18 protein-coding genes are annotated in these 20,511 nt (G+C 70.1%); 10 read left to right on the plus strand and 8 right to left on the minus strand.

All coding sequences use genetic code 11. The features are described 5' to 3' along the window. Positions 1–82: 82 nt before the first annotated feature. From gltX to AB0C62_RS11880, 3 genes are all read right to left on the minus strand, one after another. Complete coding sequence (gene gltX / locus AB0C62_RS11870) at positions 83–1,597, minus strand: glutamate--tRNA ligase (RefSeq protein ID WP_362971999.1); 1,515 nt, start codon at positions 1,595–1,597, stop codon at positions 83–85. Then, positions 1,590–2,366, minus strand: a complete 777-nt coding sequence (locus tag AB0C62_RS11875) for a fumarylacetoacetate hydrolase family protein (RefSeq protein ID WP_362972001.1) — start codon at positions 2,364–2,366, stop codon at positions 1,590–1,592. Before AB0C62_RS11875 ends, gltX begins: the two co-directional genes overlap by 8 nt. 113 nt (positions 2,367–2,479) lie before the next feature. After that, the gene (locus tag AB0C62_RS11880) at positions 2,480–2,668 is read right to left on the minus strand and encodes a hypothetical protein (RefSeq protein ID WP_362972003.1); all 189 of its coding nucleotides are present in this window, start codon (positions 2,666–2,668) and stop codon (positions 2,480–2,482) included. 595 nt (positions 2,669–3,263) lie between these two features. Between AB0C62_RS11880 and AB0C62_RS11885 the strand changes: the two genes are divergently transcribed. From AB0C62_RS11885 to AB0C62_RS11920, 8 genes are all read left to right on the plus strand, one after another. Then, on the plus strand, positions 3,264–7,100 hold the full coding sequence (locus AB0C62_RS11885) for a nitrate- and nitrite sensing domain-containing protein (RefSeq protein ID WP_362972005.1): 3,837 nt from the start codon (positions 3,264–3,266) through the stop codon (positions 7,098–7,100). A gap of 9 nt (positions 7,101–7,109) precedes the next feature. After that, positions 7,110–7,523: a roadblock/LC7 domain-containing protein gene (locus tag AB0C62_RS11890; RefSeq protein ID WP_010984127.1), complete on the plus strand. Its 414-nt coding sequence runs from the start codon at positions 7,110–7,112 to the stop codon at positions 7,521–7,523. Between the two features lie 111 nt (positions 7,524–7,634). Beyond that, a complete protein-coding gene (locus AB0C62_RS11895) occupies positions 7,635–8,033 on the plus strand; it encodes a DUF742 domain-containing protein (protein WP_059131717.1) in 399 nt (132 codons plus the stop codon). Then, on the plus strand, positions 8,014–8,589 hold the full coding sequence (locus AB0C62_RS11900; RefSeq protein ID WP_028802395.1) for an ATP/GTP-binding protein: 576 nt from the start codon (positions 8,014–8,016) through the stop codon (positions 8,587–8,589). Before AB0C62_RS11895 ends, AB0C62_RS11900 begins: the two co-directional genes overlap by 20 nt. A 355-nt stretch (positions 8,590–8,944) precedes the next feature. Next, entirely contained in the window at positions 8,945–12,172 is a 3,228-nt protein-coding gene (locus AB0C62_RS11905; RefSeq protein WP_362972007.1) for a nitrate- and nitrite sensing domain-containing protein, read from the plus strand. 10 nt (positions 12,173–12,182) lie between these two features. Further along, complete coding sequence (locus AB0C62_RS11910; RefSeq protein WP_261709979.1) at positions 12,183–12,596, plus strand: roadblock/LC7 domain-containing protein; 414 nt, start codon at positions 12,183–12,185, stop codon at positions 12,594–12,596. Between the two features lie 94 nt (positions 12,597–12,690). Next, the gene (locus tag AB0C62_RS11915; protein ID WP_081219610.1) at positions 12,691–13,287 is read left to right on the plus strand and encodes a DUF742 domain-containing protein; all 597 of its coding nucleotides are present in this window, start codon (positions 12,691–12,693) and stop codon (positions 13,285–13,287) included. Beyond that, positions 13,268–13,849 carry an ATP/GTP-binding protein gene (locus AB0C62_RS11920; protein ID WP_006375305.1) on the plus strand — a complete coding sequence of 194 codons (582 nt, stop codon included), beginning with the start codon at positions 13,268–13,270 and terminating at the stop codon, positions 13,847–13,849. Before AB0C62_RS11915 ends, AB0C62_RS11920 begins: the two co-directional genes overlap by 20 nt. A 219-nt stretch (positions 13,850–14,068) precedes the next feature. On the opposite strand, the gene AB0C62_RS11925 is transcribed toward AB0C62_RS11920, so the two are convergent. The 3 genes from AB0C62_RS11925 to AB0C62_RS11935 form a co-directional block, all read right to left on the minus strand. Further along, positions 14,069–14,263 (minus strand): acyl-CoA carboxylase subunit epsilon, encoded by a 195-nt coding sequence (locus AB0C62_RS11925; RefSeq protein ID WP_081219609.1) that lies wholly within the window; start codon positions 14,261–14,263, stop codon positions 14,069–14,071. A 57-nt stretch (positions 14,264–14,320) separates the two neighbouring features. Continuing rightward, complete coding sequence (locus AB0C62_RS11930) at positions 14,321–15,928, minus strand: acyl-CoA carboxylase subunit beta (RefSeq protein ID WP_164374136.1); 1,608 nt, start codon at positions 15,926–15,928, stop codon at positions 14,321–14,323. A gap of 250 nt (positions 15,929–16,178) precedes the next feature. Further along, positions 16,179–16,676 carry a hypothetical protein gene (locus AB0C62_RS11935; protein ID WP_362972009.1) on the minus strand — a complete coding sequence of 166 codons (498 nt, stop codon included), beginning with the start codon at positions 16,674–16,676 and terminating at the stop codon, positions 16,179–16,181. Between the two features lie 290 nt (positions 16,677–16,966). Here AB0C62_RS11935 and AB0C62_RS11940 point away from each other — a divergent pair, with 290 nt between their 5' ends. Beyond that, positions 16,967–17,584 carry a YceI family protein gene (locus AB0C62_RS11940; RefSeq protein ID WP_362972011.1) on the plus strand — a complete coding sequence of 206 codons (618 nt, stop codon included), beginning with the start codon at positions 16,967–16,969 and terminating at the stop codon, positions 17,582–17,584. Positions 17,585–17,700: 116 nt separating this feature from the next. Here the strand turns inward: AB0C62_RS11940 and AB0C62_RS11945 are convergent, their stop codons facing one another. Continuing rightward, positions 17,701–18,291, minus strand: a complete 591-nt coding sequence (locus AB0C62_RS11945) for a YdeI/OmpD-associated family protein (RefSeq protein WP_362972013.1) — start codon at positions 18,289–18,291, stop codon at positions 17,701–17,703. 171 nt (positions 18,292–18,462) lie between these two features. Between AB0C62_RS11945 and AB0C62_RS11950 the strand changes: the two genes are divergently transcribed. Next, on the plus strand, positions 18,463–18,954 hold the full coding sequence (locus AB0C62_RS11950; RefSeq protein WP_362972015.1) for an N-acetyltransferase: 492 nt from the start codon (positions 18,463–18,465) through the stop codon (positions 18,952–18,954). A gap of 30 nt (positions 18,955–18,984) precedes the next feature. On the opposite strand, the gene AB0C62_RS11955 is transcribed toward AB0C62_RS11950, so the two are convergent. After that, entirely contained in the window at positions 18,985–20,346 is a 1,362-nt protein-coding gene (locus tag AB0C62_RS11955) for a hypothetical protein (RefSeq protein ID WP_362972017.1), read from the minus strand. Positions 20,347–20,511 lie beyond the last annotated feature (165 nt).

Raw genomic sequence — 20,511 nt, forward strand, 5'->3', positions numbered from 1 at the left:
GTCGGTCGGTCGCGGGCGGGCGGCACACAGCGAGGGGGCGGTGCCCGAAACGGACACCGCCCCCTGCGCGTACACCCCGCGGCTATGCGGCGAGCCGCTCCAGGGCGGCGTCGACGCGTGCCAGCGTCGTCTCCTTGCCCAGGATCTCCAGGGACTCGAAGAGCGGCAGGCCGACCGTACGGCCGGTGACGGCGACACGGACCGGGGCCTGCGCCTTGCCGAGCTTGAGGCCGTGCTCCTCACCGGCGGCCAGGACGGCCTCCTTGAGGGACTCCGGGGACGACCAGTCGGCGGCGTCGAGCTTCTCGCGGACCGTGCGGAGCAGGGCGTCGCTGCCCTCCTTCATGGCCTTCGTCCAGGAGGCCTCGTCGAAGACCGGCTCCGGCAGGAACAGGAAGTCGACGTTGTCCGTGATCTCGGAGAGGACCTTCATCCGCGACTGGGCGTGCGGGGCGATCGCCTGCCACTTGGCGTCGTCGAAGTCCTCCGGCGCCCAGGGGGCGAAGGGGGCGCGCAGCCAGGGGGCGCAGCGCTCGGTGAAGTCCTTCACGTCGAGCAGGCGGATGTGGTCGGCGTTGATCGCCTCGCACTTCTTCAGGTCGAAGCGCGCCGGGTTCGGGTTCACGTCCGTGACGTCGAACGCGGCGACCATCTCGTCGATGGAGAAGATGTCGCGGTCCGCCGCGAGCGACCAGCCCAGCAGGGAGAGGTAGTTCAGCAGGCCCTCGGGGAGGAACCCGCGCTCCCGGTAGAGGTTGAGCGAGGACTCCGGGTCTCGCTTGGAGAGCTTCTTGTTGCCCTCGCCCATGACGTAGGGGAGGTGCCCGAAGGCCGGGGTGCTCTTGGCGATGCCCAGCTCGGTCAGCGCCTTGTAGAGGGCGATCTGCCGGGGGGTGGAGGAGAGCAGGTCCTCGCCGCGCAGGACGTGCGTGATCTCCATCAGGGCGTCGTCGACCGGGTTGACCAGCGTGTACAGCGGCGCGCCGTTGGCCCGGACGATGCCGAAGTCCGGGACGTTCTCCGGGAGGTACGTGATCTCGCCGCGCACCAGGTCGTCGAAGGTGATCGCCTCGTCGGGCATCCGGAAGCGGACGATGGGCTTGCGGCCCTCGGCCTCGTAGGCGGCCTTCTGCTCGGCGGAGAGGTCGCGGCAGTGGCCGTCGTAGCCGGAGGGCTTGCCGGCGGCGCGGGCGGCGTCGCGGCGCGCGTCCAGTTCCTCGGTCGAGCAGTAGCAGGGGTACGCGTGGCCCGCTTCGAGCAGCTTGGCGGCGACGTCCTTGTAGATGTCCATGCGCTGCGACTGGCGGTACGGCGCGTGCGGGCCGCCGACCTCGGGGCCCTCGTCCCAGTCGAAGCCGAGCCAGCGCATCGAGTCGAGCAGCTGGTCGTACGACTCCTCGGAGTCGCGGGCGGCGTCGGTGTCCTCGATGCGGAAGACCAGGGTGCCCTTGTTGTGCCGGGCGAACGCCCAGTTGAACAGGGCGGTGCGGACCAGGCCCACGTGGGGGTTGCCGGTCGGGGACGGACAGAAACGTACGCGTGGGGGCACCCCCTGTCCGAGCGAAGCCGAGGACTTGGGGGAATTCGCGTTAGCCACGCTTGATCACCTTGTTGGTGAGAGTGCCGATGCCTTCGATGGTGACGGCGACCTCGTCGCCGACGTTCAGGGGGCCGACCCCAGCCGGGGTGCCGGTGAGGATGACGTCGCCCGGGAGCAGCGTCATGGCCTCGGTGATGTTGACGATCAGGTCCTCGATGGAGTGGATCATCTCGCTGGTGCGGCCGAGCTGCCGCTGCTGCCCGTTGACCGTGCACTGGATGGTGAGGTCGGCGGGGTCCACGTCCGTCTCCACCCAGGGGCCGAGCGGGCAGGAGCTGTCGAAGCCCTTGGCCCGGGCCCACTGCTTCTCACGCTTCTGGACATCGCGCGCGGTGACGTCGTTGGCGCAGGTGTAGCCGAGGATGACGTCCTTGACGCGCTCGCGCGGGACCTCGCGGCACATGCGGCCGATCACCACGGCGAGCTCCGCCTCGTGGTGGAGGTCGCTGGTGAAGGAGGGGTACTGGATCGGGTCGCCGGAGCCGATCACCGAGGTCGACGGCTTGAAGAAGGCGAACGGGGCGTCCGGCACCTCGTTGCCGAGCTCCCTGGCGTGTTCCGCGTAGTTGCGGCCGAAGGCCACGACCTTGTTGGGGAGCACCGGCGGCAGCAGCCGCACCTTGCTCAGCGGGACCTTCGTACCGGAGAGCTCGAAGTCCGCGAACGGGATGCCCTTGATGATGTCGAGGACGAGCTCGTCCGGCTTGTCGCCCTCGACCGCGCCGAAAGCGACGTTGCCGTCGATGGAGAATCTGGCGATGCGCACGGGATCCTTGCGCCCCTCACTGAGCTGGCTGGAGTCTGACGCTCCAGGCTAACGCGGCAAGGGGTGCGGGCTTCGCGTATGTCCGCCGGGGCGGTCGCCGCGGGCCGGCCGATTCACTCGGCGGCGGTCGCGGAGACCGGGACCTCCATGAGGACGGTGCGGCGGGGGTTGGCGGTCTGGCCCGGAAGGTCGAGCGAGTGCTCCGGCTGCTCCGCGGTCCCGAGGGCACCGGCGTCGTCGAGGTGCGCCAGCGTGGTGCGTCGCGGGTTGGCAATGTTGCGGAACATCATCGTCGTCTTCACCGTTGTACTCGACCTTGTCGTCCTGGGCGCCGGGGGCGAAGAGCCCCGTATAGGCGCGGGTTGTCGGATTCGCCATCCCTGTAAAGCGTCAGGCTAAACATGCAATTCCCGGGCGAAGCCGTGAAGACGCCATGATCGTAGTGTGAGTTTGCTCACTCACGCAGGGGCAAAGCGGTCAATTGCCACCCCCAACCCCGGGCGACCAAACGGACATTGCTCCACTGAAGCAGTCATTCCGCTCCTGATCATGGCGACTGGGACAGGGGGTGCGCGTCCGTGGCTCGTAGGCATACGCCCGGTATGTACGAGATCGCTTTGCACATCTCGTGACGCGGCCCTCACATGCTGTCACGGAGGTCACAGCCTGGTACTCGGCCCTTGTTGGAGATCCTGCACTGTGCTGGAATTCCACGGACCGCCGCGGGATACGAACCGGCGCGCAGGGGCGCAACGCAGCGCCGAGTGGCGGCGGGAAAGGGGAGCCTGCGCCGGTCACTCACGACCACACCATGAGGCGCATCTGCGCCTTTGTACGACGCCGACACCGTCCCGCCGTTCGCGCGGAGGGGCGCCTGGTCCAGAGGTTGCGACGCTAGTGCAGGGACGTTTCAAGAGGGATGGCAGCGCTTCGGCGGAGCCGGAGCCGCGCGGCGGGACCGACCGCGGTTCCTCGCCCCAGCACGCCCAGAACCCGGGACCGGCAGAGGTCGGCGGCAGCGGTGATCACTCCGCTCGCTCCGGCGCGAAGCCCAAGGCTCCCGCCACCACACCGGCCGCCACGCCGCCGAGCAACCCGGGCCCCGGCCCGCGCGTCGCCCTGCGGAACTGGCGCATCTCGACGCGACTGGTCTCACTGCTCGCGCTCCCCGTGGTCGCCGCGACCTCGCTGGGCGCGCTGCGCATCAACCAGTCGATGGACGACATCCAGCAGCTCGACAACATGAAGCTGCTGACCGAGATGACCAAGCAGGCGACCGAGCTCTCCGTCGCGCTCCAGAAGGAACGCGACCTCTCGGCCGGCCCGCTGGCACACGGCGCCACGTCCAGCGACTACACGGTCAAGGGCGTGCGTGACGCGACGGACGTCGCGAAGAAGCACTTCCTCGAGGGCACACAGGACATCGAGGACGCGACGGCCAAGGGCCAGCTCTCCGGCGTCCGCGACAGCCTCGTCGGTATCGCGAGCGAGCTGATCAAGCTCAACACCATTCGCAACGACGCCTACAACGACCCCAAGAACTCGATGCAGACGGTCGAGGCGTACCACCGCCTCGTCACCCAGCTGCTCGCGCTCTCGCAGGACATGGCCGAGGCGACCAGCAACCCGGAGATGATCCAGCGCACCCGTGCGCTGACGGCCTTCTCCACCGCCAAGGAGTACGCCTCCGTCCAGCGCGCCGTCATCGCCGCGGCCCTGCCCGAGCAGCCGAAGACCTTCGGAACGCTCTCCGAGAACGACCGGCTCTACGCGTCCTCCGCGCAGGAGAGCCAGGACTCGGAGATCAACGGCTTCAAGACCATCTACGGCAGCGGTTATGCCGACCTGATGAAGCCGATCGAGGGCCCCAACCCGACCATCGAGTCGGCCGACAAGTACGCCCGGCGTGTACTCGCGGGCCCCGACGGTCTGAAGACGCAGGCCAAGCGGTCCTACAAGGACTGGATCGACGACGACACCTCGAAGATCGACAAGATGTCGACGATCGAGACCACGCTGCTCGGCGAGATGGAGCAGAAGGCCCGTCAGCTGCGCAACGAGTCCGAGAGCGAAGCGATCATCTCGGGTGCGCTGATCCTGCTCGTCCTCGGTGTCTCGCTCGTCGGCGCCTTCGTGGTGGCGCGGTCCATGATCCGCTCGCTGCGCCGCCTGCAGGACACCGCCACCCGGGTCGCCCAGGACCGTCTGCCCGAGCTGGTCAAGCAGCTCTCGGAATCGGACCCGCAGGACGTCGACACCTCCGTCGAGTCCGTCGGTGTGCACTCCCGGGACGAGATCGGCCAGGTGGCCGCGGCCTTCGACGACGTGCACCGCGAGGCCGTCCGCCTCGCCGCCGAGCAGGCCCTCCTGCGAGGCAACGTCAACGCGATGTTCACCAACCTCTCGCGCCGCTCCCAGGGTCTTATCCAGCGCCAGCTCTCGCTCATATCCGAGCTGGAGTCGCGTGAGGCCGACCCCGACCAGCTCTCCTCGCTGTTCAAGCTCGACCACCTCGCGACCCGCATGCGCCGTAACGGCGAGAACCTCCTCGTCCTCGCCGGTGAGGAGCCGGGCCGCCGCTGGACCCGCCCGGTCCCGCTGGTCGACGTGCTCCGCGCCGCCGCCTCCGAGGTGGAGCAGTACGAGCGCATCGAGCTGGCCTCCGTGCCGACCACCGAAGTGGCCGGCCGTGTGGTCAACGACCTCGTGCACCTGCTCGCCGAGCTCCTCGAGAACGCCACCTCGTTCTCCTCCCCGCAGACCAAGGTCAAGGTCACCGGTCACGCCCTGCCCGACGGCCGGGTGCTGATCGAGATCCACGACACCGGTATCGGCCTGTCCCCCGAGGACCTCGCCGCGATCAACGAGCGGCTCGCCGCTCCGCCGACCGTGGACGTCTCCGTCTCCCGCCGCATGGGCCTCTTCGTGGTCGGCCGTCTGTCGCAGCGCCACGGCATCCGCATCCAGCTGCGCCCGTCCGACTCCGGTGGTACGACCGCGCTGGTCATGCTGCCCGTCGATGTCGCCCAGGGCGGCAAGAAGCCCGTCCCCGGCAAGCCCGGCCAGGGCATGCAGGGTGGCGGACCCGCCGCCGCGCAGGCCTCGGCCGGACTGGCCGCGGCCCGTCGCGGCAGCGGCTCGCAGGGCGGTCCGTCGCTCGGTGCCGGGGCCCCCACGGCCGCCGGCGGCTCCCTCGGTGCCCCGCCGCAGCGCGGACAGGTCGGCGCCGGCCAGGGTCCGCGGGCCGCGCTTCCCGGCAGCAACCAGGGCGGTCGCCCGGGTGCTCCCGGCGGTGCGCGTGGTCCGCAGGGTCCGGGTGCCGGACAGCAGGGCAGGCCGGCTCCGTCCGGTGCCGGCGCGGGTGTCTTCGGACAGAACGCGCAGGGAACTCCGCAGGGTCTGCAGACCGGCAACGGCAACCAGCAGGGCTTCGGCGACGGTCCGGGCTCCGCGAACGCCTTCGGTGACACCTCCGGCGGACGGCAGAACGCGTTCGGCGCCACCAACGGCTCCGGCGCCCGGCAGCAGAACGGCTTCGGCGACAGCGCCCCCGCCGCCACGCCGCCGCAGGCCCCGCAGGCCGGCAAGGGCAGCCGTCGCCGGCCGCAGCTTCCGGGCCGCGGTGGCGCTCGCGCCGAGCTGCCCGGTGGCAACACCGCTTCCCGTACGCCGAGTTGGAGCGACGACAACGCGCAGCCGCCCGTGCCGCGCGCTTCGCTCGACGCCCCGCGCGGGCACGAGGACCCCGAGGCCACCTCCCGCATGCCGCGGATCGAGGACCACCAGGGCCCCGCGTCCACCTCGGAGTTCGCCCGTCCCGACTTCGACGCCCCGCGCCCCGGCGCCGGCACGCCGCAGTACACCGGTCTGAACAACGGTGGCCTGAGCAACGGCGGGCAGAACGCCAACGGCCAGGGCAACAACGGTCAGGTCAACGGCGGCCAGAACACCGGGCAGTACCACCGCCCGGAGGTGTACGGCACTCCCGGCGGCTCCCCCGTCGGCCAGAACCCGGCCTCCACGGGCCAGTTCGCCGCGCAGGGTTACGGTGCCTCCCAGGACCCGTCGTCCACCGGCCAGTTCGCGCGCCCCGGCTACGGAGCTTCCCAGGACCCCGCGTCCACCGGGCAGTTCACGGCGCCCGGCTACGGCAACCGGCAGGACCCCTCGTCCACCGGACAGTTCGAGCGGCCGGCGGCCCCGCAGCCGCCCGTACGTCCGCAGGAGCCCGAGGCGCTTCCGCCCGCGGGCCCCGGTGACGGCCGCACGCCGCTGTTCGACACCCTGGAGACCAACTGGTTCCACGGTCAGGCGAACGGTGCCGGCGCGGACGACACCCACCAGAACAACGGTTCCCAGGGATCCGCGCAGGTTGCCCCCCAGCAGCCGCAGGGCTCCTCGGCGCCGCAGCAGCGGCCCGCCGCCGCACCGGCCGCCACCTCGTGGCGCAGCTCTCCGAACGACGACCTCGTCCGGCAGGCAGAGCGCGTCCGTCAACCGTCGGCGGGCGGGGTCACGACCTCGGGCCTGCCGCGCCGCGTCCCGCGAGCCAACCTCGTCGCGGGCACGGCACAGCAGCAACAGCACCAAAGCGGTCCGCAGGTCTCCCGTGCGCCTGATGACGTACGCGGCCGGCTGACCAACCTCCGTAGGGGCATTCAGCAAGGTCGACAGGCCGCTCCCAACGGCCAGACCGGCAGCTTCCCCAGCCCCACTCACCAGCAGGAGCGTTAGTTGAGCCCGATGAGCCAGGCGGCACAGAACCTCAACTGGTTGATCACCAACTTCGTGGACAACACCCCTGGGGTGTCCCACACCGTCGTCGTGTCCGCCGACGGACTCCTTCTGGCCATGTCCGAAGGCTTCCCCCGCGACCGCGCGGACCAACTGGCGGCCGTCGCCTCCGGACTGACCTCGCTGACCGCCGGGGCATCCCGGATCTTCGAGGGCGGGACGGTGGCCCAGACGGTCGTGGAGATGGAGCGCGGCTTCCTCTTCCTGATGTCCGTCTCGGACGGATCGTCCCTCGCGGTCCTCTCCCACCCGGAGTGCGACATCGGTCTCGTCGGCTACGAGATGGCACTGCTCGTCGACCGTGCGGGCGCTGTCCTCACGCCGGACCTGCGTGCCGAACTACAAGGCAGTCTGCTTCACTGACCGCCCCCGGATCCAGACACCGCACGAAATCACCGTCCGGCCGCCACAATCCCCCCACCGGCCTCAACAGACGGCACGACTGACCGACCTGCTGTCCCGCCCGGAGGATTCATGACCCCGCCCACCGCCTCTCATGATCCGTACGCTGAGCCGTACGGGGACGAGGGCGACCAGCCGCTGGTACGTCCGTACGCGATGACCGGCGGCCGGACCCGGCCGCGGTACCAACTCGCCATAGAGGCGCTGATCAGCACCACGGCCGACCCGGCGCAGCTGATGGGGCTGCTCCCCGAACACCAGCGCATCTGCCACCTGTGCCGGGAAGTGAAGTCGGTGGCCGAGGTCTCGGCCCTCCTGTCCATGCCTCTCGGTGTGGCCAGGATCCTCGTCGCGGACCTCGCGGAGGCCGGACTGGTCGCCATTCACCAGCCTGGCGGCGATGAGAACAACGGCGGCGCGCCGGACGTGACTTTGCTCGAAAGGGTGCTCAGTGGACTTCGCAAGCTCTGACGGAGGCCGGGCGACCACCTCCGCGAAGATCGTCGTGGCGGGTGGCTTCGGTGTCGGCAAGACCACGTTCGTGGGTGCCGTCTCCGAGATCAACCCGCTGCGCACCGAGGCCGTCATGACGTCCGCTTCGGCGGGCATCGACGACCTCACCCACACCGGGGACAAGACCACCACGACGGTGGCCATGGACTTCGGACGTATCACCCTGGACCAGGACCTGATCCTGTACCTCTTCGGTACGCCGGGTCAGGACCGCTTCTGGTTCATGTGGGACGACCTGGTCCGCGGCGCCATCGGCGCGGTGGTCCTGGTCGACACCCGGCGTCTCGCCGACTGCTTCCCCGCGGTCGACTACTTCGAGAACAGCGGCCTGCCGTTCGTCATCGCCCTCAACGGCTTCGACGGTCACCAGCCGTACAACCCCGAGGAAGTACGCGAGGCCCTCCAGATCGGTCCGGACGCTCCGATCATCACGACGGACGCCCGACACCGTGCGGATGCGAAGAGCGCTCTGATCACGCTCGTCGAGCACGCTCTGATGGCTCGACTGCGGTAGCAGCCAAGTCGACAGGTCCCTAAGGAAGTTGTCGTAGACGAACTGGAGCCGGCTGTGTCGTTTGACACGGTCGGCCACAGTGTTCATAACGTTTCGACAGAGAATTTCACCGGCGCCGACACGGTTCGCGGTCACCCGGTACCGCTGCGCTCACGAAAGCCCCGCCTTTTGGCGGGGCTCGCTCTTTATGACCGTTTTATCTGTGGTCGATGCCACCCGGAATCACAGGTTCCGAGTGTTTGGAAGGGCGCTCCCTGACGTGCTGGAATGCGCTGAACTGCCCAGTAGCTAAGTCACGGGCGCTGGAGATACCGCGGCACAACGTAGGTGCCGACGCCGAGAGGTTGTTGGTCGAGTGAGGCGAAGCACGAACGGTCCCGAGCCGTCGGCACGGGGCAACTTCACCCCGCCGCCGCGCGGAGCGGCGCCCGCACACATGCCCGGCCCGGAGCCCGTCCCGGCCCCCGCGCCGAGCGGCGGCCGTTTCTCCCCGCGCAACTGGCGAGTGCCGGCCAGGCTGAACGCGATCCTGCTCATACCCGTGGTGGTCGGCCTCGTCATGGGCGGCTTCCAGGTGAGGAGCTCGATCGACACCTGGCAGCAGGCCCAGGACGCCGAGAAGACGGCGCGTCTGGTGCAGGCGGCGCTGAACTACGGCGACAAGCTGTTCGTCGAGCGTGACGTCAGCGCGGCCCCACTGCTCCAGGGCAGCCAGGCCAGCGCCAAGGACAAGGCGGCCGTCGCGGCCGTCCGCAAGGACACCGACACCGCAGCCGACGCCTTCGACGCGGCGGCCCAGAACATGCCGAAGACGGCGGGTCTGGAGCGGCGCCTCGCCATCTTCCGCAAGGTCGAGCCCGGTCTGGACTCCCTGCGGAAGGTCGCGTACACCTCCAAGCTCCCCGGGGTGAAGACCGAGGAGGGCTACCTCCAGATCCAGCACCCGCTGATGGAGTTCGCCAACGAACTCGGTCTGGGCACCGGAAACATCACCAGCTACGGCCGTACGGTCTACGCGATCTCCCTCTCCAAGGCGGCCCTGTCGCTGGAGCGCTCGATCGGTATGCACATGCTGGTCCAGCCCGGCCCGGGCCTGAGCAGCCTCGCCAACCAGCGCGTCGCCCTCTCCTCGTACGCCTACCTGGAGGGCATCGCCGTCGAGGAGTACATCGGCGGTGGCACCCAGGCCGACGCCGACAAGCTCTCCGCCGCGCAGGCGAAGATCAAGGCCGAGCTGACCGAGCAGGGGAAGCAGGCCGCGGCCGCCGACCCGAACTACGTGAAGCCGCCGTCCGACCCGACCGTGATGGTCACGACGCTCGCGCAGCTCAAGTCTCCTGAGGACAGCGACCGCGCCGCCCTGGCCGGCAAGGGCATCACCGCGCAGAACTGGTGGGCGGTCAACACCGCCAAGTACAACGCCTACCGCCAGATCGAGTCGGACCTCTCCGACAAGGCCGTGGCCGAGGCCGCCGACATCTCCGCCGACGCCAAGACCGACGCCATCATCACCGGCGCGGCCGTCGTGATCGCCCTGCTCGCCGCGTTCATCCTGGCCGGCATGGTGGCCCGCCAGATGAGCCGCTCGATGCGGCAGCTGCGCAACGCGGCCTTCAACGTCGCCGAGCAGCGTCTGCCGATGCTGGTCGACCAGCTCTCGCGCACCGACCCGGGCCGCGTCGACACCCGCGTCCAGCCGATCCCGATCACCACCACGGACGAGATCGGCGAGGTCGCACGCGCCTTCGACCAGGTCCACCGCGAGGCGGTCCGGCTGGCCGCCGAGCAGGCCCTCCTGCGCGGCAACATCAACGCGATCTTCACCAACCTGTCGCGCCGCAACCAGTCCCTGATCGAGGGCCAGCTGACCCTGATCACCGAGCTGGAGAACAACGAGGCCGACCCGGACCAGCTGGAGAGCCTCTTCCGGCTGGACCACCTCGCGACCCGTATGCGCCGCAACGGCGAGAACCTCCTGGTCCTCGCCGGCGAGGAGCCCGGCCGCCGCTGGGACCAGCCGGTCCCGCTGGTGGACGTGCTGCGCGCCGCCTCCTCCGAGGTGGAGCAGTACGAGCGCATCGAGCTCTCCGGTGTCCCGGAGGCCGAGATCCACGGCCGCGCCGTGACCGACCTCGTGCACCTGCTCGCCGAGCTCCTGGAGAACGCCACCACGTTCTCCTCCCCGCAGACCAAGGTCCGCGTCACCGCGACCCGTCTCCCGGACGGCCGCATCATGGTCGAGATCCACGACAAGGGCATCGGCCTCACCGCCGAGGACTTCGCGGACATCAACCACAAGCTGGCCAACCCGCCGACCGTGGACGCCGCGATCTCCCAGCGCATGGGCCTCTTCGTGGTCGGCCGGCTGTCCGACCGGCACGGGATCCGCGTCCAGCTGCGTCCCTCGGGCGAGCAGGCCGGCACCACCTCGCTGGTCATGCTCCCCGACGCCATCACCCACGGTGGCGGCGGCGAGCAGCCGATGCGCGACGAGTTCACCGTCTCCCAGATCATCCCGGAGCAGCAGCAGTCGTTCCCGGGCGAGAGCTTCGGGGGCCAGCAGCAGCAGCCGCTGCTCACCGCCGCGGACCTCGGCTTCGACGACAGCCGCTACGAGGTCCCGGACGACATCCGCGACCTCGACCCGGTGGGCCGCTCCCTGATGCGCGAGGAGCGCCGGGCGGCCCTGGAGGCCCAGGCACAGGGCATGGAGGCCATCGAGGGCCCGCAGGGGTACGCCGAGGGCTTCGACGGCCGGCAGCCCTACGACAACGGACAGCCGCCCTACAACGGCGCTCCGGCGTACGACGGCGGCCAGGGCGTGCACGAGGAGCAGCAGACGACGTACGACCAGCAGACGTCGTACGAGGAGCCGCAGCGCGCTGCGTACGACGAGGCGTACTTCCCGTCCACCGGCGGCTACCCGGAGGCCTCCTATCCGGAGGCGGTCCAGGAGGAGCACGCCGGAGCGCGGGGTTCCGCGCCGGAGACGCATTCGGGCTTCGAAGAGCCGTCCTACCAGGACGACTGGCCGCAGCAGAACGCCTACCAGGGCGGCTATCGCTCCGAGTACGCTCCGCAAGCGGAATCACCGCAGGCCGCTGACGTCGGTGAGCAGGACCGCGTAGGCTTCAGTCGTCCGGGACCGGCCCCCTCGGCCGCCCACGCGATGACCGATGCCGGACTGCCCCGCCGCGGATCCACCGCCGGCGGCAACGTCAACGGCAACGGCCAGAGCCCCGCGAACCACCAGAAGGAGCAGGCCGCGCCGGCTCCCGACGGCAAGGGCGACGACTGGCGCTCGTCCAACGACGACCGGTGGCAGCGCGCCGAGCAGCTGAAGAAGCCGAAGGCCGGCGGGGTCACCTCGTCCGGTCTGCCCCGGCGGGTACCCAAGGCCAACCTGGTCGAGGGCACCGCGGAATCCACACCCCAGGGCGGCCCCCAGGTCTCCCGCGCTCCCGAGGACGTCCGGGGCAGGCTGAGCAACCTGCGCCGGGGTGTCGAGCGGGGACGCAATGCAGGTAGTGACACGAACGGTCAGGGCTTCGGCTCTGACAGCACCTACAACCAGGAGCGTTAGTGTGAGTCCGATGAGCCAGGCGGCACAGAACCTGAACTGGTTGATCACCAATTTCGTGGACAACACCCCCGGGGTGTCGCACACGGTGGTGGTCTCCGCCGACGGACTCCTTCTGGCCATGTCCGAAGGCTTTCCCCGTGACCGCGCCGACCAGCTGGCCGCCGTCGCGTCCGGTCTGACCTCGCTGACCGCGGGCGCGTCCCGCATCTTCGAGGGCGGCCATGTGAACCAGACGGTTGTGGAGATGGAGCGAGGATTCCTCTTCCTCATGTCCGTTTCCGATGGTTCGTCGCTCGCGGTCCTTGCACACCCGGAGGCGGACATCGGTCTCATTGGGTACGAGATGGCGCTTCTGGTGGACCGTGCGGGCACGGTCCTGACCCCGGATCTCCGTGCGGAGCTCCAGGGCAGCCTTCTCAACTAACAGACAGACGGTGCGTATTGGCGTCTTGTGGCCGTAAGGTTTCGGGACGCGGACCCACAGTGACGGGTTCCCGGCACAGTCGGAGGAGGAGAAAGTGGTGACACCCCCAGGCGGTTCGTCTTCGGGCAACTGGTCGTACGGCCCCGGCCAGGGGCAGGGCGGCCAGGGCGACGGTTCGCAGAACCCGAACCGGTACAACTTTCCCTCCGCGCCCAGCCAGCGGCGTCAGCAGCCGTACCCGCAGGGTCCCCAGGGCCCCGGGCCGTCTCCGTACGACCAGCCGGCCGCGCCGCGCATCCAGCCCGTACAACCGCAGCGGCGCTCGCCCGAGCCGTCGCCCACCGGGGCGTCCAACCCTCTGGTGCGTCCGTACGCCATGACGGGCGGCCGCACCAGGCCCCGCTACCAGCTCGCCATCGAGGCGCTGGTGCACACCACCGCGCAGCCGCACCAGATGCAGGGCCAGTTGCCCGAGCATCAGCGCATCTGCAACCTCTGCCGGGAGATCAAGTCGGTGGCCGAGATCTCGGCCCTGCTGACCATCCCTCTCGGTGTCGCCAGGATCCTCGTCGCCGACTTGGCGGAAGCGGGCCTGGTCGCCATTCATCAGCCGGGCGGCGACGAGAGCGCCGGCGGCCAGCCAGCCGTGACATTGCTCGAAAGGGTGCTCAGTGGACTTCGCAAGCTCTAGCGGAGGGCCTTCCCGCTCCACCACGTCCGCGAAGATCGTGGTGGCGGGCGGCTTCGGCGTGGGCAAGACCACGTTCGTCGGCGCCGTCTCGGAGATCAACCCGCTGCGCACCGAGGCCGTCATGACGTCCGCATCCGCGGGCATCGACGACCTCACGCACACCGGAGACAAGACGACGACGACCGTCGCCATGGACTTCGGCCGCATCACCCTGGACCAGGACCTGATCCTGTACCTCTTCGGTACGCCGGGTCAGGACCGCTTCTGGTTCATGTGGGACGACCTGGTCCGCGGCGCCATCGGCGCGATCGTCCTGGTCGACACCCGGCGTCTCGCCGACTGCTTCCCCGCGGTCGACTACTTCGAGAACAGCGGCCTGCCGTTCGTCATCGCCCTCAACGGCTTCGACGGCAGCCAGCCGTACAACCCGGACGAGGTCCGCGAGGCCCTCCAGATCGGCCCGGACACCCCGATCATCACGACGGACGCCCGCCACCGTGCGGACGCCAAGTCGGCGCTGATCACGCTCGTGGAGCACGCTCTGATGGCGCGGCTCCGCTAGCCCTCCCCCACCTCCGAGGCGTCGGCCCTCGCTTCTCCTCCCGGAGAAGCGGGGGCCGTTGTCCGTCGGGCACCCGAACTCGCGGTCCGTGAGGGCGGGTTGGGCGGCCTCCTGGGCGCCGGCGGTACCGGAGCCGGACGGCGGGCCGCCGGGGTCCGGAGAACGCCACAGCCCCGCTCCTCCGGCTCGGAGGGGCGGGGCTGTCGGTCGTCAGGACGCTCAGTGCCAGCTGTGCGGGGCGCGGAAGCCGCCCTCGCGCTCCAGGCGGCGCCACCCGGCCCGCGGGCGGGCACGGTGGGCCGGAGCGGCATCGGTGGGAGCGGCGGCGGCACGAGCCAGCAGGATCGCCGTGATGGCGGCGACCTCCTCGGGCTCGGCGTGGCCCTTCTCGACGCGGATGTCAGGGGTGCTCATAGGTCTCAGTCTCCGTGAGAGAGGTTTCCGCGGCGGTACCGCGGAGGATCCGCAGGGTTACTGCGGGGGGTTGCCGTGCTTGCGGGAGGGCAGGTCCGCGTGCTTGGTGTGGAGCATCGCGAGCGACTTGATCAGGACCTCGCGGGTCTCGGCGGGGTCGATGACGTCGTCGACCAGACCGCGCTCGGCGGCGTAGTAGGGGTGCATCAGCTCGGCCTTGTACTCCTTGACCATGCGGACGCGCATGGCCTCGGGGTCGGCGGCCTCGGCGATCTGGCGGCGGAAGATGACGTTGGCGGCGCCCTCGGCGCCCATCACGGCGATCTCGTTCGTGGGCCAGGCATAGGTGAGGTCGGCCCCGATGGACTGGCTGTCCATGACGATGTAGGCACCTCCGTACGCCTTGCGCAGGATGAGCGAGATCCGCGGCACCGTCGCGTTGCAGTACGCGTACAGCAGCTTCGCGCCGTGCCGGATGATCCCGCCGTGCTCCTGGTCGACGCCCGGAAGGAATCCAGGGACATCCAGCAACGTGATGATCGGGATATTGAAAGCGTCACACATCTGCACAAAGCGTGCAGCTTTTTCCGAGGCCTCGATGTCGAGGACACCCGCGAGGCTCTGCGGCTGGTTGGCGACGATGCCGACGACCTGGCCGTCGAGACGGGCCAGCGCGCAGATGATGTTGCGGGCCCAGCGCTCGTGGACCTCCAGGTAGTCGCCGTCGTCGACGAGTTCCTCGATGACCTTGGTCATGTCGTACGGACGGTTGCCGTCGGCCGGGACCAGGTCCAGCAGCACCTCGCTGCGACGGTCGGACGGGTCGTCCGAGTCGGCGCGCGGCGGGTTCTCGCGGTTGTTCTGCGGGAGCATCGACAGGAGGTAGCGCACCTCGGCGATGCAGGTCTCCTCGTCGTCGTACGCGAAGTGGCAGACACCGCTGGTCTCCGCGTGGACGTCGGCGCCGCCCAGGCCGTTCTGGGTGATCTCCTCGCCCGTCACCGCCTTGACCACGTCCGGGCCGGTGATGAACATCTGCGAGGTCTCGCGGACCATGAAGACGAAGTCCGTCAGGGCGGGGCTGTAGGCCGCGCCGCCCGCGCACGGGCCGAGCATCACCGAGATCTGCGGGATGACGCCGGAGGCCTTGGTGTTGCGCTGGAAGATGCCGCCGTAGCCGGCGAGCGCGGAGACGCCCTCCTGGATACGGGCGCCGGCGCCGTCGTTCAGGGAGACCAGCGGCGCACCGGCCGCGATGGCCATGTCCATGATCTTGTGGATCTTCGTGGCGTGCGCCTCGCCGAGCGCGCCCCCGAAGATGCGGAAGTCGTGGGCGTACACGAAGACCGTGCGGCCCTCGACCGTGCCCCAGCCGGTGATGACACCGTCGGTGTACGGCTTCTTCGCCTCCAGGCCGAACCCGGTCGCCCGGTGCCGGCGCAGCTGCTCGACCTCCTGGAACGAGCCCGCGTCCAGCAGCAGCTCGATGCGCTCCCGGGCGGTCAGCTTGCCCTTGGCGTGCTGCGCCTCGGTCGCCTTCTCGCTGGGTCCGCGCAGAGCCTCGGCACGGATCGCGTGCAGCTCCGCCACACGCCCGCGCGCGTCCGTCGGTTCACCTGTGGAGCTCGTGGAGCCTGCGGAGCCGGCCTCGTCCAAAACGGTCATGTAGTGACCATACGAAGTCCACCAAGGAAAGGGGCCCGTCGACTCTGCACAGTCTCCGGCCCGTTTTCCTGGTAACCCTGAACAGAACCACCACCTCATGCAGGCAATCGGACTGCTCAGAGGGGCCTCTGCTTGTAGGGGTCAGACAAAGACTTCCACTGAGAGCCACCTCACATTCATGAGGAGCACATGCCATCCTCGGAGTGACGCGGACCCCCGGACGGCGGTCCGCGCCACCTCGCGCGAGGGCTCAGCAGCCGCCACAGTTGTAGTAGAGGACGTCCCAGTGGTTGCCCTCGTCGGCGTAGATGTTGCCGGAGCCGGACTTGTACTGCGGAGCGCCGTCACCACGCAGACCTATGTAGGTGAAGGTGTTCTTGATGTAGCCCGTCACGCAGGTGCTCTTGCCGAAGTCGAGCTTGTAGCCGTTCCAGTGCGAGTAGGTACCGCTCGCGTGGCCGGTCTCGGTGCCGCCGGTGATGTTGAGCGCGCAGCCGCTGGCCCCCTTGAGGGTCTGGGCGCCCTGCGCGGTGGCCTGGTTCAGCTGGTCGAAGGACGTACAGGTGGAGTTGTTGCGGTCGGAGCAACCGCCGGAGGAGGACCAGGTGATGCCCACCTGGCGGAACATCGAGGTCGCGGTGGCGTGGCTGATCTTGGTGGCGGCGAAGGCGTCGGTGGAGGTGCCGACGACGGCGACACCGGGGGCGACGACGAGGGCGAGAGCGGTCAGCGCGGACCTGAGCTTCATGCGGGGGGAACCTTTCCTGCGAAGGACCGTCGGCGGCCGTACGGCGTACGGCCGTGCTTCCTGTGGGGCGGCTGTGCAGGGGGTGCACGCAGATGGTGCCCGAGTTCTACGCGCGTTCGCCAGAGGGCGGTGGGAGATGACATAACGTGACGCCACAGACACATTGCGGATGATGTTGAAACTTGAACGGAATAGGTCTACGGTTCCCCCTGTTGACCTCGTTGAAGATTCAACAGACCAACGCTACGGCTCCGAACCGAACCGTGGCCCGTCCCCTCAAGGAGAACGTCATGGGTATCTTCGGCCGCAAGTCCACCGACGCCGCCGAGTCGCCGGCCTCCGCCGCGACTCCTGTCAGCCCGGAGCTGTCGGCGCTGACCGGTGAGTACACGATCGACCCCGCGCACTCGACGATCGGCTTCGTCGCGCGCCACGCGATGGTCACCAACGTCAAGGGCTCGTTCAAGGACTTCGAGGGCGCGCTCCACCTGGACGGCGGCGACCCGGCCAAGTCGACGGCCACCCTCGACATCAAGATGGACAGCATCGACACCGGTTCCGCCGACCGTGACGGTCACCTGAAGAGCGCCGACTTCTTCAAGATCGACGAGTTCCCGACGATGACCTTCCGCTCCACCAGGGCCGAGGCCCTGGGCGGCGACGACTACCGCATCACCGGTGACCTGGAGATCCTCGGCACCACCAAGGAGATCAGCATCGACCTGGAGTTCAACGGCGCCGCGAAGGACCCCTTCGGCAACGAGCGCGTGGGCTTCGAGGGCAAGGCCGAGATCCTGCGCTCCGAGTGGGGCATCACCTGGAACGCGGCCCTGGAGACCGGTGGCGTCCTCGTCTCCGACAAGATCAAGCTGAACTTCGACATCTCAGCGATCCGCAACGCCGACTGAGCGACCGACTCCGGCCGGTGATCAACCGGCCGGGCTTCGCTCACGCGGTATCCCGAGCGCGCCCGTACCCCCGCCCTCCGTGGGCGGAGGGGCGGGCGCTCCGGCGTTCCGGCCCCTCACTTCGGCCGTCGACCCGCCTCCAGTTCGGCGAGCACGGCCCGCAGACGGGCCGCCCGGGTCTCCGGGGTCCGCGCCCGCAGCAGTCCCACCACGGCCCGGTACCGGTCGGTCCGGCCCAGTCCGTCGAAGAAGCTCCGGGCCCGCGGGCTCTCACCCAGCGCCGAGTCCAGGTCGTCGGGGACCGTGGCCTCCTTCTGCGAGGCGTAGGCCGCCGCCCACCGGCCGTCCGCCCGGGCGGAGGCGACCTCCGCGAGGCCTCCGGGCCGCATGCGTCCCGCCTCGGTGAGTTCCTCGACGCGTCGCACGTTCACCGCCGACCACACGCTGCCGGGCCGGCGCGGGGTGATCCGCTGGAGGAACCACACGTCGTCGTACCCCTTGCGGTGGCCCGTGATCCAACCGTGGCACAGCGCCACGTCGTTGACGTCCGCGGCGCCGACGGAGACCGGCCCGGCGCCCTTCTTCGCGACCTTCACCCAGACACCGCCCTGGAGTCCGGCGTGCTCGGTCAGCCACGCGTCCATCGCCTCCACGTCCGCGAAGGTCTCGACGCCTGCCGTTTCCTCGGTCCCGCCGGAATGGGCCATGGGGGAACGCTAGCCCGACGCGCGCCGCCCGGAGGCGTGCGGCACCGTCGACCGGCCTACGAGGACGCCGGATCGCCCACGTGCGGTGGCGCGGTGGCGCGATGTCCTCGCGGTCGTGGGTCCGGGATTTAACCCGGTGCGCCCCGCCCGCACGGTCGTTAGCCTCCGGGTATGAGCTGGCTTCCCCCCGACTTCGTCCATCCGCCGCGCGTCGAGGTGCCCGGCGGGTGCCATCTGCGGCCCATCACCGGGGGCGACGCCGCCGTCGACTACCCGACCGTCATGGGGTCGCGCGAGCGGCTGTGGTCGATCTTCGGAGAGGCATGGGGCTGGCCCGCCGAGACCATGACGTACGACGCGAACCTGAAGGACCTGGAGCGGCACGCGAGGGAGATCGCCGCCCACGAGTCCTTCAACTACGTGCTGTTCGACGCCGCCGGGACGACCGAGTTCGGCTGCGTCTACATCGACCCGCCGGAGAAGGCGGGCGCCGACGCGGACATCTCCTGGTGGGTGGTGGACGACAGCGTCGGTACGGACCTCGAACGGGAACTGGACCTGCTCGTCCCGCGGTGGATCGCCGAGGAGTGGCCCTTCACCCGGCCCCGGTTCATCGGCCGGGACCTGTCATGGAGCGACTGGCTGGCACTGCCGGACGCGTAGGCAGGGCAGCCCCCCGGCGGCCCGGGTCGGTCAGAAACCCCCGCCGAAGTCTCCTCCGCCGCCGAAGTCGCCGCCCCCGCCGCCGTCCCCGAAGCCACCCCCGCCGTCCCCGAAGCCGCCTCCGAAGTCGCCCGAGTCGTAGTCGGCGCCGGAGACGTCGCCGCCGCCGAAGTCGCCGTAGCCGGAGCCGTAGTCGGCGGCGTAGGCGGGGCTCGCCATCCAACTGCCGAGTACGGTGCCGACGAGCAGGCCGGGAAGCAGGCCGCCGCCGAAGTAGCCGCCCGCCCACGGGCCGTACGCCGGGCCCGCGTCCCAGTACGGACGGCGGCCGTGCTCCGTGTCGACCTCGCGGACCGCCGGGTCCGTGCCGTCGGCCAGGCGCGCCCGGTCCGCCGCGCACACCGGGACCTCGCGCGCTGCGCCCCCGGCCGGAGTCCACCGGGCGTCGGCGACCGAGGGGCCGTGCCGGGGGTCGAAGAAGCAGGGCGCGCGGCGCTCGGGGACCGGGCGGCCCTCGCGGCGCGCGGCGAGCACGGCGAGCGAGAACCGGCCGTCCTCCAGCGCCTCGGTCACGGCCCGCACGTCCTCCGGGCGCCGGGCGGCCGCCATCGACGACTTCGCCCGTTCGTAGGCGTCCAGGGCACGCTCGTAGTCCGCGCGCATGGTGTCGTCGGCGCCCGCCTCGGCGGGATGGAAGTCGAGGCGGTCCAGTTCCTCGCCGAAGGCGGTGATGTCCTCGTCCACGACGACGCGGAGCCGTTCGAGCGCCGCCCGCTGCTCCTCCTCGCGGCGGCGCCGCTTGCGCCGCACGACCGTGTAGGCGCCCGCGCCGCCGATCACGACCACGGCGCCGACCGCGATCAGCGCGCCCGCGGAGACACCGTCGCCGCCTCCGCCGCCGCTCCAGCTCGAGGGTGCCGAGCCCCGGATGTTGGCGAGCGCGCTGTCCGTGAAGTCGTTCAGCTGGGTGTTCGCGTCCCGCTCGCCCTGGACGCTGGTGACGAGGTTCCGCACGGCGCTGCCGGACATCACGGCGGAGTCGGCGCGGGCGTCGAAGCGGTCGCCGAGCCGGATCGCGTACAGGCCCGTGACGCCCGTCGAGGTGCGCAGGTTCCGGAAGAGGTCCTGGGTCGGGAAGCCGGCCGGGAGCACGGCGACGAAGACGGGCTTGTCCGCCTTCTCGATCTTCTCGACGAGCGCGGACGCCTGCACGGCGGAGAGCTGGTCGGCGGCGGCCGGGTCCACGTAGACCGGGCTCTCGCGCAGGGCGGCGGCGACGGTGGAGACGCTGGTGGCCGCGTGGGCTCCGGGCGCGAACGACAGCATGGCCAGGGCCGCGAGTGTCAGTGCGACCAACAGGCCCGGAATCCCTCGGGTGCGTGCGGCCCTCATGTCTTCGAAGCTACCCGAATCCGAGCGGAACCGGGCATCGGGAGGCGCCGGTCCGAAAGCCCCGACGGCCCGGACCGCGATCCCGCCGCCGCGACGGGCGTCGCCGGCCGGGCGTCCCGCCGCCGACCCGTCGTCCGGCGAGTCGTCCGGCGAGTCGTCCGTCCC

Origin of the sequence: Streptomyces sp. NPDC048643 (assembly GCF_040650615.1) — a bacterium.
GTDB lineage: Bacteria > Actinomycetota > Actinomycetes > Streptomycetales > Streptomycetaceae > Streptomyces.